A 13,363-nucleotide genomic window follows, 5' to 3' on the forward strand; every position below is an offset into this window, starting at 1 on the left:
ACCCGGCATCGTCTGACCGGGCCGAGCTGGACGTTCGGGCCCACGAAGCCCCGAACGAGACGGCAGGCGGAGGAGAGGCATCCCGAGCGCCGACGCGTTCACGAACCGGTGTTCGGTTCCGGGGTCGACCGCGAATTCGACGCGGTCGACCGCGTGTTCTCGTCTGGAAGGAGGACCGGCGTCGTACCGACGGGAGACGGCCCGACCGGTCGGCTGGCGCGAATTCAGGAGCCTGACGTTCGCTTGTTGTTCTTCGCCTTGTTCTTCAGCCTGATTCGCCGTTCCAGGCGGGTCAGCGAGGCTTTCGACAGCACCACTTCGAGGGGCCGGTGTGCCGGCAGGTGCGCGAGCTTGTCAGGGTAGGTCGACAGCACCATCTCGATGCGCTCGCCGTTCTCGTCGTCCCAGATTTCGGCCGACTCGATGTCGCCGGAGACCACACCCGAGTGGCCGACGAGATTGAACCCTATCGAACCTTTTTCCTTTTCCAGCGCCGCGAGCAGGTCGTCCGGCCAGCCCTCTGCACTGTGCATCACCACCTCGACCCTGGCGCTGCGGCGGCTGGCGTCCTGGGCGCGGATCGCGGCGACGGCCACACTCCGACATTCCCCCGTGGCCTCCATTCGATCGAGCACGCGCTTGTCCCGCGCCATGAACGCTCCTCTCGGCAGTCGGTGTCAGAACCGTAGGCGATGCGGTGCTGCTTTGACGTCGACGATGGACCGCCGTACGTGATCGAACCTCGGTTCGAGGCCGTCCCGGCAGTTACGCCTGTCCCGGATGCCTCTCGGTCAGTCCGGCCTCGGCGTCCATGTCGTCGGCCTGGGCGCGCAGGTCTGCGGCGATGGCGGCTAACTGTTCGGCGAGCAGCCGCTCGCCGGCGCTGCCGATCTCGTGCGGCTGGGTGCCCAAGCGGCTGAGCGGGCGCGCGGTTTCCTCGATGCGCAGGACGGCGGCGCGGGCCTCGAGGATGCGCCGTTGCAGCGGTTCGGCGAGATCCGGGGGCGGCGGGTGCCCGTCGGCGGCGAGGCGTGCGAGGGCTGCCTGGGTGTCGCTCAGCTCGTGTTGTTTGCGGTCGATCTCCCTGCGGGCGTCCGCGCTCGGCACGGCCCAGCCTGTCACGAGGTCCTCGATCCGATCGGCCTCGGCGCGGACCTCACGGGTGGCGGCCGCCCAGGCGTTTCGCCCGACCCGGCGCGCTCCCTTGACGTGCTGCGCGTGATGGGCAGAGCTGACCAGGCGGTGCTCGGCCGCAGCCACCAGGGTTCCGAGGTCTCCGATCCGGTGGAACGTTTCCCTGTCCCGCTCACTGTGCCACTGCTTGTACGCGCTCTCGACCGCGCAGCGGAGGTCGCGGAGGGCGGGCAGCGCGCGCCGGCTCACGAGCCGGGCCCGTGCGCGCGCGGTCGCCAGTCCGGGACCGTCGAACACGTCCTCTCCCACGTTTGACGACGGTTCCTTCGGCGGCACACGCACTTCCGGCCGGGAGTCGCCGCCCTCCGGCGGGATGGTTCCCAGAGCGAGGTACAGCGCCTCGGCGATCGGGCCGTAGAGCGGGTGCGCGGCGTTGGCGGCCACCATGCGGGACCGGCCGACCCGGGTCTCGGTCAGAATCCCGGAGTCCTGCAGCCGGTTCGCCTCGCGCAGGACTTTCGCCTCTGACTGCCCGGTCGCGCGGGCCAGCCCCGCCAGCGACTGCGGCACGCCTCCGCAGATCAATTCGTGCAGAAGCCGCCCGGCGCCCGCGTCGCCCCCGCGGCCGAGCCCCGCGATCCACCCCGCAACATTCTCCATATTCCGAATCTTATCATGCACAAAGTGAAGCTTTACGTGGTCGGCGGGACCAGGGCATCAGGCGACGAGCCAGCCGGGCCGACGGCGTCCGCGACGGGGGAGAGCCCGCCGAGTGCGGCGAGGCGGTACTCGGCGCGACGCCATGCGGGACGGGTGAAGCGAGCCGGCGGCCTCCCCGAGTACGGGGCGCTGGCGGTCTTTCCTGCTCTCCTCCAGGCCGGCACCCTCGTCGACGGGAACGGCCGGGGACAGGCCGACCGGCCGGTAGCGCCTGTCCGCGAGCAGAGTCCCGAGAGCCAGCGGGTTACAGGGGCCGGAGAATTTTGGGCAGCTTGCGTCCGCCTTTGCCTTTGTTGTACATGTCGAAAAGCTCGCCCATGAGGACTTTCCGGAGGGTCTTGGACGTGCCGTCGGCGATACCGCGGCATCCCGCCAGCCATCCGCCGGGGCCGTTTTTCGTGTACGACGCCAGGTTTTTCGCCAGCCGGTCCACGTCGAACTGGAGATCGACGTTGTTCTTGGCTTCGTACTTGTCGAGATCCGCGAAGAACTGGCCGACCGCGCTGAGGATGTTCTTGTCCACGGTCTTCGGTTCGTCGTGGCCCCATGCTTTCGTGACGAGGTAGATGGTGTTGTGGAGAAGCGCGGGGCCGTACTCGGGTTCGGCTCCCGCTCCGTGTTTGAGGATCGTCTCCAGCGCGTCGACGGCGGCGATCTCACCTTTGGCCGTTCCGATCGTCCACCCGTTCTCGTTCGCGATGGTCATGACGGCCAGCGCGACGGGGTCCTGCTGGGTGACGCGGACGTAGAACAGGTCGATCTTGTTGGCGGGCTTTTGCTTGTTGAGCTGCCGGAACAGCGCCGCTTCCTGGGCGAGGCTGAGGCCGGTGTGAACTTGGCAGTCGAGCGGATAGTCTTCCGCCTCTTTCTCCGTCACGACCTTCCAGCGGTGCCATCCGTCCAGGATCGCCAGCGTGCCGTCGGGGCGTTCGGAGACCTGGAGCGTCTGCAGCGCTCCGCGGTTGTAGTTCTCGCGGATCTCGGCCAGGGTGCTCTCGTTGAGCTGGTGCCGTTGGACCCGGTTGTCGACCGTGAGCTGGTCGGCCGGGATGCGCTTGCGACGGACTGCCATCGAACTACGTGCCTCCTTGCGAGCGGGAAAGCCGATCGGCCAATTCCTTCATGTTTCTGCCCGCAGCGCGCAACTGGACGATGCAGTCGGCCACGTCGTCGGGCTCCATTCCGGACGTGTTGACCGGGACATCCAGTCGCACTGCCCTGGCCGTGGTCTCTGCGAATCCATTGCTGCGCAGAGCGACGTCGTACACGGCGCGCAGCCGGACCGTCTTCGGCAGGTTCTGCCGATCGGTCTCGGCTTGGAGATTGCGGTGGAGCTGGCCGTAGGCTGCCGACACCGTGGTCTGCTTGGCGTCGATTTCCCTGACGAATTCCGCCGCGTCCTCGTCGCCTGCTTGTGCGGCCTCGTACACGACCTTGAGGCGGGTCCATTCCCACGGTTCGATCCCGAACCGCTTCTTCAACAATTCGCCGACGGATGTTCCGCCGCGGCGTCGAGCCGCCTTGGCCTGCATGATCGCCAGGTATTCGTTGTAAATTTCGCTGGCGGATGCTGTGAATGCGTGCAGACCGTCCTCCAACCCCCGTTAGGTCTCGGCAGGACAGCGAGCCTAGCGGACACGCTGGCGAGCGCAGTTGCGGACACAGTCACCGGCGGAGAGGACCCGCGGAACGGCGACACGGCGGGCCGGCCGGTCGTGCGATTCGCCGCGACCGGCGAGCCCGTCCGCCGTGCCGAGGTCTGCACGCTGACGCGCGACGGCAGGCACCACGCCACCGAGCGCACGAAGTACGTGTTCATACCCCCGGATCACCTCTGGCGTGCGGACTGGCTGCCCGAAGCGGCCGGAACCGTGAAGCTCGTGCGCGACGACGAAACCGGCATGGCGTGGCATCCGGCGTGGTCGACCACGGCGGGACTGCCGGAGGTGTGCACGTGCCCCGTCCACGGCGAGCGGCGCTTCGTCGGGACGCACGGCGTGGTACTCGGCGGGCGGCGGCCATGGCTGGTCGGTCATGTGCGGCGACGCTACCTCGACGCGTCCGCCGCCGGCTGTCGCAGGTTCTCGGCCGTTCAGACCGGCGCGTGGACGCGGGCGGCGAGGTCGTGGATGTCGGGCAGGGTGGCTCGGTTCTGGGCGAGCAGGTCGGTGACGATGGTGCGGGCGGCGGCGCGGGTGCGGACTTCGCCGGGCGCCCGGCGCTCCGCTTCGAGCAGGGCGTTGTAGGCGGCGCCGTGGCGGCCGAGCTTCAGGTGCGCGGCGGAGAGGTCGACCAGCAGGCGGCCCTCCCGTTCGACGCTGGGGAACGCGATCTGCCCGGCGGTGCGGGCGTGGTGCAGCGCGGCGCCGGGTTCGTCCAGCAGGTGCTCGACCGAGACGCGGTGGCTGAGCAGGTCCGCGCGGGCGAAGGTCGCGTCGGCTCCGGTCAGCCTGGCGGTGGTGACGGCGGCGTCGGCGAGGAGGTCGCGGGCGCGGGCGCCGTCGCCGGCGCGGGCGGCGGAGTACCCGCCGGTGCACAGCAGGCGGGCGTGCAGCCTCAGGTGCCGCGGATCGGCTCCGCCGAGCGCGAGCCGGTCGGCGGCGCCGAGGACGAGGTCTTTCGCGCGCTCGTGGTCTCCGGCTCGCCGGAACACGCTCGACATCATCCGCTCGGCTTCGGCCAGCAGCAGCATGTGGTCGGCGGAGCGGGCGTTGCGCACCGCCCGCTCGGCGCCGAGCCATTCCAGGCCGCCGGGCCGGAGCTTCACCAGCGCGCGGGTGGCGAGGATGTAGACCCGCGCCAGGGTCGCGGGGTCGCCGAGGGCTGCGGCCCCGCGGACCAGGCGCGGGAGGGCGTCGGCGAGCGCCAGGTAGTCGCAACGGTCGAATGCCGCCCGGGCCGCGGCGATGCCGCGGGCCAAGCGGGCAGGTGGTGTCGCGGGGCCGGGCGCGGAGGCGACCAGCACGTCGGCCAGGCGTGCGGCCAGGACCGCCGCGGGATCCGGGAGGCGGGCAGGCGCGGCCGCCGCGGCAGGCGACGCCGCGCTCCCGGCGACCGCGGCCCCCACGACCATGCCTCCGGCCTTCAGGAAATCGCGTCGGCGCACTTTGTCCTGGCCGCGCTCGGCGAGGACCTTCTTGCGTTCGAACTCGTGCTGGCGCTCCTGGCTCTTGCGTGACTGCCGTCCGCCGAGCCAGCCGCCGAAGCCGGCGGTGATGCTCGCGCCGAGGACCGTCCCCACCGGGGCAACCCATTCCCAGACCATCTTCGCTCCTGATCCTTCATGCCGACCGATGTCGGAGCCGAGGCGAGGTGAGGCGGGAGTTCGTGCTGAGCGCGAACTCGCCGTGCCGACGAGCCTCGGGCTTGTCGTCCTCAACGGACGGAAGAGCGCGGCGCGGGCAGGACCCGTTCACCGCTTTCGCCCGCCGCACCGGGAAAGCGCCGCTGCCGACGTCTGCGGACATCGGTTGGTCAGGTCCCGCCGGCGCGGAAATGGCTCAGCGGCGCCCTCCGGAGCCGGGTGCGCCGCCGCGGACGATCGTGACCGGGGGCAGCGGGCGCGGCGGGCCGCCGTCGTCCTGGGCGTAGCCCTTGGTGGGAACGAAATGGCGGGCGCCGTCGCGGCGTTTGAGGTAGCCCCGGACCGCGGCGCGGGCGGTGTCGATCGTGGCGAACCCGGTCAGGTCCAGGACGGTGTCGCGCAGCGTGTCGACCCGGCGCTGCTGGCCCGCGGTGAGCTTCCGGCGGCTGCGGTGCCAGGAGTCGAACTCGGCGAGCAGCTCCTCGGCCCGGGACGCGGTCTCGTCGTCCAGCCGCGGCACGACCCCCGACGGCTCGGGCTGCCGTCGCCGCCCCGAGATCGTCGGATGGTCGTCCTCGCGCGGCTCCGGAGCGCGCCGGTGCCGTCCGGGAGAGCGGGACTGCCTCGGCGGGCTCTCCCCGCGCTGCGCAGGAACGACCGGGAGCCGACAGCCCGGCGGCGGAGGCAGCTGGACCGGGGCGATGAACGACACCTGGTGCCGGGTGAGGCGCCGCGCGGCGTCCGCCGCGGCGCTGAGGCTGTTCATGCCCGTCACCCGGCACAGCCACCGCTGCACCTGCGCCAGGTCCTCGTCCCGCTCGGCCGATTCCGGCTGCCCGGCCAGAACGTCGTAGGTGGCCACCAGCCACATCACGTCGTCACGGCGGCTGTCGTCCAGCATTGGCCCCCCACGCGTTTCGAGGAATCCGGCGCAGTCCGCTCCGTCACGGAACCGCACACCCACCATAGCCCCGGCCGCGGGCCGCGACCGGCAAGCGCAGACGAGGCCGGCGATCTCGGCGGGGCAACGCCGCCCGGGTCGAACGCCGCCCGCGATCCTCGCGACGGGCGGCACGGCGGCCGCGCAGATCCGCGCACGGACACGTGCCCGCGTCCTAGACTCGGGGAGAGGCAACCCCGGGGGGAGTACTGGTGGAAAAGCGCATGTGGCGGGCCGTCGTGAGCGGCATCAAGGCCGGGCACGTCGAGACGATGCGACAGGGATTCGTGCTCAAGCCGCAACTACACGCGTTCGTCGGCGGCAGGCTGCTCGGCTACATCCAGCTGCGTCCCGTCCGCCGGGGCGAGGACGCCCGCACCGGCATCGTGGAGATGTCGGGCTTCGCCGCGGCCGCTGGCGCGGACGAGGTCGTCGTCGCCTGGGAAACCCAGGACATCGCCGTGGCGTGCGAACTCCCGGCCCGGCACGAGAGCGCGGGGCTCAACATCGTCCGGGCAACCGCAGACGAGAGCACGCTCTACCCGTTCGCCTACCGGGAGCAGCAGATCGGGCTGACCGACGCCGGACTCGCCTCGATCGCGCCGCAATGGACCTCCACGGGTGCCGCACAACCGGCGACGAACCTCGAACCCGCGATCAGCGCGCTGCTCGAGTTCAGCTTCCGCCCCTACGAGAACGGCTCCCACGACCTGTTCCAGCAGTCGGCGGCGCTGCTGGAATCGCAGGGGCACCGGATCAGGCTGACCGCGTAGGACACGACGTGTGCCGTCGGCGTAGAAGCCGAGCCGCCTCAGCTCGGCGGGGTCCACTTCGGACACGGCCGGGCCGGTCGTGCTAGCGGAGGTCGACCGGTCGCCATGCGGCGGGGTCGTCGCCGGTGATGTTCTGCAGGGCCCGGTACGCCTCGGCGGCGGTGACATGGTCGCGGGGGAGGGGCATGGGGTTGCCGTCGGCGTAGAACTCGAGCAAAGCGGCGGCGGAGAGCACGCCGTCGAAGAACGCCGGCGCCATGTTGATGCCGCGGCCGTTGGTCGCCATGGAGCCGTAGCGGCTGTGCTCGGCCTGCTGGTCGGGGTGGGTCGCGACAGCCCATTCGTCTTCGGTCTCCTCCTCCCGGACGCACCAGCGGAACAGGTTCGCCGCTTCTCGGAAGACGGCCGCCTCAGCGGGAGTGAGCCGGCGGTCGGTCACGAGGCACGCACCTGGAGAGAGCCGCTGCCCGCGGCGGCGACGCGGTCGGCGCCCGCGCGCAGGGCGTCAGGGTTCTGCGCTCCGGCCGCCTCGATCTCGCTGCGCAACCGCCGGGCGACAGCGGCGACGTCGCGGGCGCCGGGTGCGGTGGCGGCGACCGCCCAGAGCAGGCGGTGGGCGGCGTCGGCGGTTTCGATGCCGGCGCGGGCCGCGTCAGGATCGGTCACGGCCAACGCCCCGGACCGCCGGGGTCCGGCGGTCCTGGGTGCGGCGCGGCCGAGCCGGGGCACGGCACCGCAGAAGACGCTCCCCCACCAGGCCCGGATCTCCGACAGGCTCGACTCCGGCGGATCCCAGTCCGGCCGGCGCGGCTGGCTCGCGTGCTCCATGACTCCTCCTTGTGCGTCCCTCTCAGCATGGCAAACCGAAGATCAGCCGGCCCGCTTTTTTCGATGAGCCCGGCCCGTGGCCGGTCCGTTTCGGCTTGCGATGAGGACGACGCTCGCGGCGATTCCCGCGCCGCCGTATAGGTCGTTATACACTTAAGGATCCGCGCCCTCGCCGATGACATATCGAACAGGTGTTCGACAAGCCGCTGGTGATGTTTTACATTCCTGTCGTGCGCCGGGCCGGAAACGGCAGTGGCGGAGCCGTCCGGCTGCGGGATCCGCGCCCGGACGGCGCACGAGGGATCTGCCGGGCCTTCCCCGCCCGACAGATCGCGCAACGGCACGTCGAGGAACAGCGGGAGGCGAGGCGTGGTGGCAGCAGCCGCGGCGGACGCGCTGGCCCGTCTGGCGTCGATTCCCGGCGTCCGCACCGCGAGCGCGCTGGCGGGGGAGCGCGCGTCGGGGGCGGCCGACGGGAGCGAGCTGCCCGTCGCCGGGCCGCTCGCCGCACTGGGCGGACTCCGGCGCGGCACGACGGTGTCCGTGGCCGGGTCGACGTCGCTGCTGCTGAGCTTGCTGGCCGCACCCACGACAAACGGGGCGTGGGCGGCGCTCGTCGGGATGCCGTCGGCGGGGATCGCGGCGGCGGCGGAGCTGGGGGTGGCGCTGCGGCGGCTGGTGCTGGTGCCGCGACCGGGCGCCGACGCGGCCGCCGTAGCGGGCGCGCTGCTCGACGGGCTCGACATCGTCGTGCTCGGGGGGCCGTTGTGCCGCACCGTGTCCGCTGCCGCCGCGGCGCGGTTCTCCCGCCGCGCCCGCAACCGGGGCGCGGTCCTGATCGCGGCCGGTCCCTGGCCTGGCGCGGACGTCGCCCTGCGCTGCGAACCGGGCCGGTGGCACGGCGCCGCGACCGACGGGCACGGACGGCTGGTGCACCGCGACGCGGTGGTCCGCCGGGACGGCCGCCGCGCGGCCGAGGCGGCGGTGGCCGTCCGCCTTCCCGGCCCGGACGGGACGGTCGCGGCCGCGGCGCCGTCACCGGCGGAAACCGCCCGCCCGGCCATGACGGTGGTCGCGCCGTGAACCCTGCGGCCGCTGGACCCGGTACGCGCCGCAGCGAAACCGGTGTTGCATCTGATGAATAGTCCACCCTCGCCGCGCCTTCTGGCTTTGTGGTGCCCGGACTGGCCGGTGGTGGCCGCGATCGCGGCCGCGGGGCTTCCGGTCGCCGCCGCGGCGGCGGTGGTCCACGGCAGCCGGGTCGTCGCCTGCTCGGCTGCCGCCCGGGCCGCGGGCGTGCGGCGCGGGATGCGCAAGCGCGAAGCCCAGTCGATCTGCCCGGAACTGACGATGTTCGCGCACGACCCGGATCGCGACGGGCGCATGTTCGAGCCGGTCGCGGCCGCGGTCGAGACCGTGGCCGCGGGCCTGGAAATCGTCCGGCCCGGGCTGATCGCGCTCCCGGTCGCGGGCCCCGCCCGGCACGCGGGCTCGGAAGCGGCGCTGGCCGAGCAGCTCGTCGACCAGGTCGCCGCGCTCGCCGGGGTCGAGTCCCAGGTCGGGATCTGCGAAGGGGTGTTCGCCGCGGGCCTCGCCGCGAAACTCGGCCGCATCGTCGAGCCCGGCGGCGCCCGCGAGTTCCTCGCGCCCGTGCCGCTGACGGAGCTGAGCCAGCCCGGAGCGGACCGCTCCGACCTGGTCGGCCGGCTGCACCGGCTCGGTCTGCACACGCTGGGCGATTTCGCCGCGCTGGCCGAACGCGACGTGGTCGGCCGGTTCGACCGGGACGTCGTGGTCGCGCACCGGCTCGCGCGCGGCCTGTCGGAACGCCCGCCGTCGCGGCGGACCCCGCCCAAGGACCTGACGGTCCGGCAGACGTTCGAGGACGACCCGCTGGACCGGATCGATTCCGTCGCGTTCGCAGCGCGGACGCTCGGCAGCCGGCTGCACGTGCGCCTGGCCGACGGCGGCCTGGCCGTCACCCAGCTCGCCATCCACGCCGTGACCGAGAGCGGCGAGGAGCACAGCCGCACCTGGCGCGCGGCCGAGCCCCTCAGCGCTTCGGGGATCACGGACCGGGTGAGGTGGCAGTGCGAGGGCTGGCTCCGAAGACGCGAGGAGCACCGGCCCTCCTCCGGCATCGTCCGGCTGACGCTCGAGCCGGCCGAGACCGTGTCCGGGGGCGCGCTGCAGCTGAGCCTGCCCGCCGCGGGCGCGGTGCCGGACGCCGACGACCGCGCCGCGCGCGCGGTCGGCCGCGTGCAGGGCCTGCTCGGCCCGGACGCGGTGTTCACCGCGGTGCTGGGCGGCGGCCGCGGTCCGGCCGAGCAGGTCCGGCTGGTTCCCTGGGGCGATCTCCCCGACGACGACGGGGACGGCGACGCGCCGTGGCCGGGACGGCTGCCCGCGCCCTCGCCCGCGACCGTGCCGCCCGAGCCCTGGCCCGCGCAGGTCCTGGGCCCCAGCGGCGCCGCCGTGGCCTGGACCGCGCGCCACCGGCTCACCGAGCACCCGGACGCCGTCGTCGTCGGCACCGGCCCACCGCGCCAGGTGCTGAGCTGGGCCGGACCGTGGCCTGCCGTCGTCACGCGGATCGGCCCCGGCGGCTCCCGGCGCGTCGTCCGGATCCAGGCGGTCCTCGCCCGGCAGCGCGCCGACGACGACGGCGACGCGGTCCTCCTGACGGGAAACATCGGCCGCGACGGCGTGTCGTGGACGGTGGAAGGGATCTACGACTGACGGGTCCGCAGGACCAGGCGGAGGTCGAGGTCGATCCGGGACGTCGACCGTCCCGCCGACCGCCCGTTTCGCCGCGTACGGCGTCCGCCGGGCCTGCCCGGTGCGGTCGTTCGCCGGCGGCTGTTGCAGCCCGCGGACCCGTTGCACCACAGGACTTCCGGGTTCAGGAACGGGCACTCGCCTCCGGTTGGCGCAGGGGAACAGGTCCCCTGACATCCGGCACGAACAACCGGGTGTCGGCGGAGGCGGCGCCGGTTCAGGCGGCGGGGGCGAGCAGGCCGCGCAGTCGCCGCAGCGCGGCGAAGCCGTCGTCGGCGACGGATGCCAGGCCGCCCCGGCGGGCGGCACGGATCGCCCGCTGCAACTGGTGGGGCAGCCGCCGCTGCTCGGCGGTGGCGATGGCCGCGCGGAGCGCTTCGGCGGAGCCGTCGCGATCGCCGGTGGCGGCGAGGACCTCGCCGGTGGTGACCGCTTCGATGACCCGCCATTGCGGCGCGGCCGGCTCTCCGGCACTGCCGGTGTGCAAGGCGCGGAGCGCGTCGACCGGACGGCCGAGGGCGAGCAGGCCGCGGGCGTGGATCTCGCGCAGGCTGTACGGGTTGAGCAGCATCCCGTGCTCGGCCCCGGAATCGAGTGCTCGCCGGCAGCCGTCGACGGCGGCGCCGAACGTGTCGGCCATCCCGGCGTCGCCGGAGGTGCGGGCCAGCAGCGCGAGCGCGGAGCCGCGCCCGGCCGGGTCGGAGGAGACGGCGGCGGCGTGTTCGAGGCGCGCCACGGCGGCCGGGAGCCGCCCTGCTTTGCGCAGTTCGTTGCCGTGCATCCTCAACGCGTGCGCCAGGAACGGGGAATCGTCGAGCCGGCGGGCGAGGAGGAGAGCCTTGCCGGTCCAGACCGCGGCGCCGGTCAGCCGTTCCTCGGGCAGCACGGTGCCCAGGGACACCCCGAGCGCCAATCGCGCCGAGGCGAGCAGCAGCAGGGTGTCGCGTTCGAGTCGGCCCTCGGCGGCGCGGGCCTCCAGCCGGGCGGCCACCGGCCAGAGCTCGTTGACCGCCTCCACGGCCCGGCCTGACTGGCGGGCGATCTCGGCGAGCCGGATGACGCTGTCCCCGAAGTGAACGAGCGCGGCGAAGTCGGCGTCGTCGGGGTCGGTGACGCCGAGCAAATGGAAGGGGAGGCCGAGGGCGCGGGCGATGTGGCGGCGCCCGGAGACGTCGGCGGGGGTGCGGCGGCGGCTTTCGATGAGCGCCACGTAGGACTTGCTGTAACCCAGCAGCGCGGCGAGCGCTTCTTGGGACAGGCCGTTCGCGGCGCGGTAGGCGCGCAGGATGACCGCGAGGTCCCGGCTCGACAGAGCGGCGGCCGCAGCCGGGTCGGACCACAGCCACACCGCGGGCGCCAGCCTCGGCCCGGGCGCGGCCGGCACCGTGCCGCCGGCGCGGCAGGCCGGGCACGCCCCGGGCGGGACGTAGCGGCCCAGGGCGGTTCCGCAGCGTTCGCACCGATCGGCCACGGGCGTGCTACCCGGTCGCCTGGAGGGTGCGGAGGCGGTCGAACCACGCGGCGATCGACCGTTTGTAGCCCTCGGGCATCGTCAGGCCGGCCACCTCGTCTTCGGCGAACTCGGCGAGCCGGTTGTGCTCGCCGGAGAGCACCGGGGCCTCGGCCGCGGCGCTGGTGCAGCCGTAGGTCACGATGAACACGGTCTTGTCCGCGACCTCGATGCGGTAGACCCACGAGTCCAGGATCTCCGCGACGTCGGCCCGCAGGCCGGTCTCCTCCGCGATCTCCCGGGCCACGCACTCCTCGGGGGTCTCTCCGGGCTCGATCCGGCCGCCGGGCAGCTCCCACTCGGCGCGTTCGTTGCGCAGCAGCAGCACCCGCCCGTCCCGGACGAGCACGCCCTTGATCGACACCGGGTACACAGGTTCGGCCATCGGACGGGTCTCCCACCGTGAACGGATGCGGGGCGTGGCTGCACCGTAGCAGCGCAACAGGATTCTGCCAGGCACGCGGGGTTGACAGATTGTAAGTGGACGACGGCCGGTCGCGTCGGGTCTGCTGAATGCACCGATTCGCCCCGACGACGGCTCAGGAGGTTCCGCGATGCTTGCCGCGCCCACGGACGACCCGCTTTCCGCGTGCCGCGTCGACGTCGCCGCCGCGGGCGGCGTCGACGAGCTGGCCGGGGTGCTGGCGCGCGGCGGCGTCGCGCTGTTCGACGGCGTGCGCGGTCCCCGGGCGCTGCTGGAGCTCGCGGACCGGCTGGGCGCCGTCGCGCCGCACCGCGACAGCGGCCCGACCGGCCTCACCGTCCTCACAGACCGAGAGGAGCAACCCGGTGCGGGCCGCACCGGGTTCACCAACCAGGCCCTCGCCCCGCACACCGACTGCTCCGACAAGCCCCGCCCGCCGCAGCTGGTCGTGATGGCCTGCGCGGTCCCCGCCGCGAGCGGCGGGGCCTGCGTTCTCGTCGACGGCCAGGCCGTGCACGCCGATCTCGCGACCACCGCGCCCGAGGCGCTGGCCGACCTGAGCGGACCCAGCGGCATGTTTTTCGGCGGAGGCGCCGGGATCGTCGGCAACCTCTTCGAACCGCAGCCCGGCGGGATTGTCGGCGTGCGGCTGCGGCTGGACGACCAGGCCAGATTCTCCCCGAAGACCTCTGAATGGGAGCGCGTTTTGCGCGCCGCCATCGACCGGCACACGATCACGTTCAACCTCGCGGCCGGGGCCGGATACGCGGTGAACAACCGCCGGTGGCTGCACGGCCGCCACGGGTTCTCCGGGCTGCGCTTGATGTACCGGGTGCTGGTCGAACCCCGCCCCGAATGGCGCATCCCCGCCGGTTTCGCTCCCGCCGGGACGCTGCGGTGACCGCGTCGTCCGGGCATGTGCCCGCGAGGCAGGCGGGGAATCCGCCGTCGA

Annotated in this window: 14 protein-coding genes; 4 read left to right on the forward strand and 10 right to left on the reverse strand. The window is 73.1% G+C overall.

Annotated features, from left to right (window positions below):
- Positions 1-224: 224 nt before the first annotated feature.
- The 6 genes from BM362_RS31805 to BM362_RS31830 all read right to left on the reverse strand — a co-directional run bounded on the left by BM362_RS31805 (position 225) and on the right by BM362_RS31830 (position 6,059).
- Positions 225-653 carry a hypothetical protein gene (locus BM362_RS31805; RefSeq protein WP_093575656.1) on the reverse strand — a complete coding sequence of 143 codons (429 nt, stop codon included), beginning with the start codon at positions 651-653 and terminating at the stop codon, positions 225-227.
- A gap of 112 nt (positions 654-765) precedes the next feature.
- Positions 766-1,794 (reverse strand): hypothetical protein, encoded by a 1,029-nt coding sequence (locus BM362_RS31810; protein ID WP_093575657.1) that lies wholly within the window; start codon positions 1,792-1,794, stop codon positions 766-768.
- A gap of 304 nt (positions 1,795-2,098) precedes the next feature.
- Positions 2,099-2,926, reverse strand: a complete 828-nt coding sequence (locus BM362_RS31815; RefSeq protein ID WP_093575658.1) for a DUF6551 family protein — start codon at positions 2,924-2,926, stop codon at positions 2,099-2,101.
- Positions 2,927-2,930: 4 nt separating this feature from the next.
- Complete coding sequence (locus tag BM362_RS31820) at positions 2,931-3,452, reverse strand: hypothetical protein (RefSeq protein ID WP_093575659.1); 522 nt, start codon at positions 3,450-3,452, stop codon at positions 2,931-2,933.
- 494 nt (positions 3,453-3,946) lie between these two features.
- Complete coding sequence (locus BM362_RS31825; protein WP_093575660.1) at positions 3,947-5,119, reverse strand: hypothetical protein; 1,173 nt, start codon at positions 5,117-5,119, stop codon at positions 3,947-3,949.
- A 235-nt stretch (positions 5,120-5,354) separates the two neighbouring features.
- On the reverse strand, positions 5,355-6,059 hold the full coding sequence (locus BM362_RS31830; RefSeq protein ID WP_093575661.1) for a hypothetical protein: 705 nt from the start codon (positions 6,057-6,059) through the stop codon (positions 5,355-5,357).
- A 251-nt stretch (positions 6,060-6,310) separates the two neighbouring features.
- Here BM362_RS31830 and BM362_RS31835 point away from each other — a divergent pair, with 251 nt between their 5' ends.
- The gene (locus tag BM362_RS31835; RefSeq protein ID WP_143132541.1) at positions 6,311-6,871 is read left to right on the forward strand and encodes a hypothetical protein; all 561 of its coding nucleotides are present in this window, start codon (positions 6,311-6,313) and stop codon (positions 6,869-6,871) included.
- 82 nt (positions 6,872-6,953) lie between these two features.
- Here BM362_RS31835 and BM362_RS31840 read toward each other — a convergent pair whose 3' ends face one another.
- A complete protein-coding gene (locus BM362_RS31840; protein ID WP_093575663.1) occupies positions 6,954-7,310 on the reverse strand; it encodes a hypothetical protein in 357 nt (118 codons plus the stop codon).
- Positions 7,307-7,699, reverse strand: coding sequence for a hypothetical protein (locus BM362_RS31845; RefSeq protein WP_093575664.1), 393 nt, complete (start codon positions 7,697-7,699; stop codon positions 7,307-7,309). Before BM362_RS31845 ends, BM362_RS31840 begins: the two co-directional genes overlap by 4 nt.
- A gap of 369 nt (positions 7,700-8,068) precedes the next feature.
- Here BM362_RS31845 and BM362_RS31850 point away from each other — a divergent pair, with 369 nt between their 5' ends.
- Both BM362_RS31850 and BM362_RS31855 read left to right on the forward strand, forming a co-directional pair.
- On the forward strand, positions 8,069-8,782 hold the full coding sequence (locus BM362_RS31850) for a hypothetical protein (protein WP_244287354.1): 714 nt from the start codon (positions 8,069-8,071) through the stop codon (positions 8,780-8,782).
- 54 nt (positions 8,783-8,836) lie between these two features.
- Complete coding sequence (locus BM362_RS31855) at positions 8,837-10,438, forward strand: DNA polymerase Y family protein (protein WP_093575810.1); 1,602 nt, start codon at positions 8,837-8,839, stop codon at positions 10,436-10,438.
- A gap of 256 nt (positions 10,439-10,694) precedes the next feature.
- Here BM362_RS31855 and BM362_RS31860 read toward each other — a convergent pair whose 3' ends face one another.
- Both BM362_RS31860 and BM362_RS31865 read right to left on the reverse strand, forming a co-directional pair.
- Entirely contained in the window at positions 10,695-11,948 is a 1,254-nt protein-coding gene (locus BM362_RS31860; RefSeq protein ID WP_208865401.1) for a helix-turn-helix domain-containing protein, read from the reverse strand.
- Between the two features lie 7 nt (positions 11,949-11,955).
- Positions 11,956-12,372 (reverse strand): NUDIX hydrolase, encoded by a 417-nt coding sequence (locus tag BM362_RS31865; RefSeq protein WP_093575665.1) that lies wholly within the window; start codon positions 12,370-12,372, stop codon positions 11,956-11,958.
- Between the two features lie 169 nt (positions 12,373-12,541).
- Between BM362_RS31865 and BM362_RS31870 the strand changes: the two genes are divergently transcribed.
- The gene (locus BM362_RS31870) at positions 12,542-13,312 is read left to right on the forward strand and encodes a TauD/TfdA family dioxygenase (protein ID WP_093575666.1); all 771 of its coding nucleotides are present in this window, start codon (positions 12,542-12,544) and stop codon (positions 13,310-13,312) included.
- Positions 13,313-13,363 lie beyond the last annotated feature (51 nt).

Source organism: Amycolatopsis rubida, from assembly GCF_900115345.1.
GTDB classification, from domain to species: Bacteria; Actinomycetota; Actinomycetes; order Mycobacteriales; family Pseudonocardiaceae; genus Amycolatopsis; species Amycolatopsis rubida.

What these genes read in the sequence shown, in the direction of transcription:
- BM362_RS31805 (WP_093575656.1), bottom strand. Translation starts at nt 653, where the DNA reads ATGGCGCGGGACAAGCGCGTGCTCGATCGAATGGAGGCCACGGGGGAA.
- BM362_RS31810 (WP_093575657.1), bottom strand. Translation starts at nt 1,794, where the DNA reads ATGGAGAATGTTGCGGGGTGGATCGCGGGGCTCGGCCGCGGGGGCGAC.
- BM362_RS31815 (WP_093575658.1), bottom strand. Translation starts at nt 2,926, where the DNA reads ATGGCAGTCCGTCGCAAGCGCATCCCGGCCGACCAGCTCACGGTCGAC.
- BM362_RS31825 (WP_093575660.1), bottom strand. Translation starts at nt 5,119, where the DNA reads ATGGTCTGGGAATGGGTTGCCCCGGTGGGGACGGTCCTCGGCGCGAGC.
- BM362_RS31830 (WP_093575661.1), bottom strand. Translation starts at nt 6,059, where the DNA reads ATGCTGGACGACAGCCGCCGTGACGACGTGATGTGGCTGGTGGCCACC.
- BM362_RS31845 (WP_093575664.1), bottom strand. Translation starts at nt 7,699, where the DNA reads ATGGAGCACGCGAGCCAGCCGCGCCGGCCGGACTGGGATCCGCCGGAG.
- BM362_RS31855 (WP_093575810.1), top strand. Translation starts at nt 8,837, where the DNA reads ATGAATAGTCCACCCTCGCCGCGCCTTCTGGCTTTGTGGTGCCCGGAC.
- BM362_RS31865 (WP_093575665.1), bottom strand. Translation starts at nt 12,372, where the DNA reads ATGGCCGAACCTGTGTACCCGGTGTCGATCAAGGGCGTGCTCGTCCGG.
- BM362_RS31870 (WP_093575666.1), top strand. Translation starts at nt 12,542, where the DNA reads ATGCTTGCCGCGCCCACGGACGACCCGCTTTCCGCGTGCCGCGTCGAC.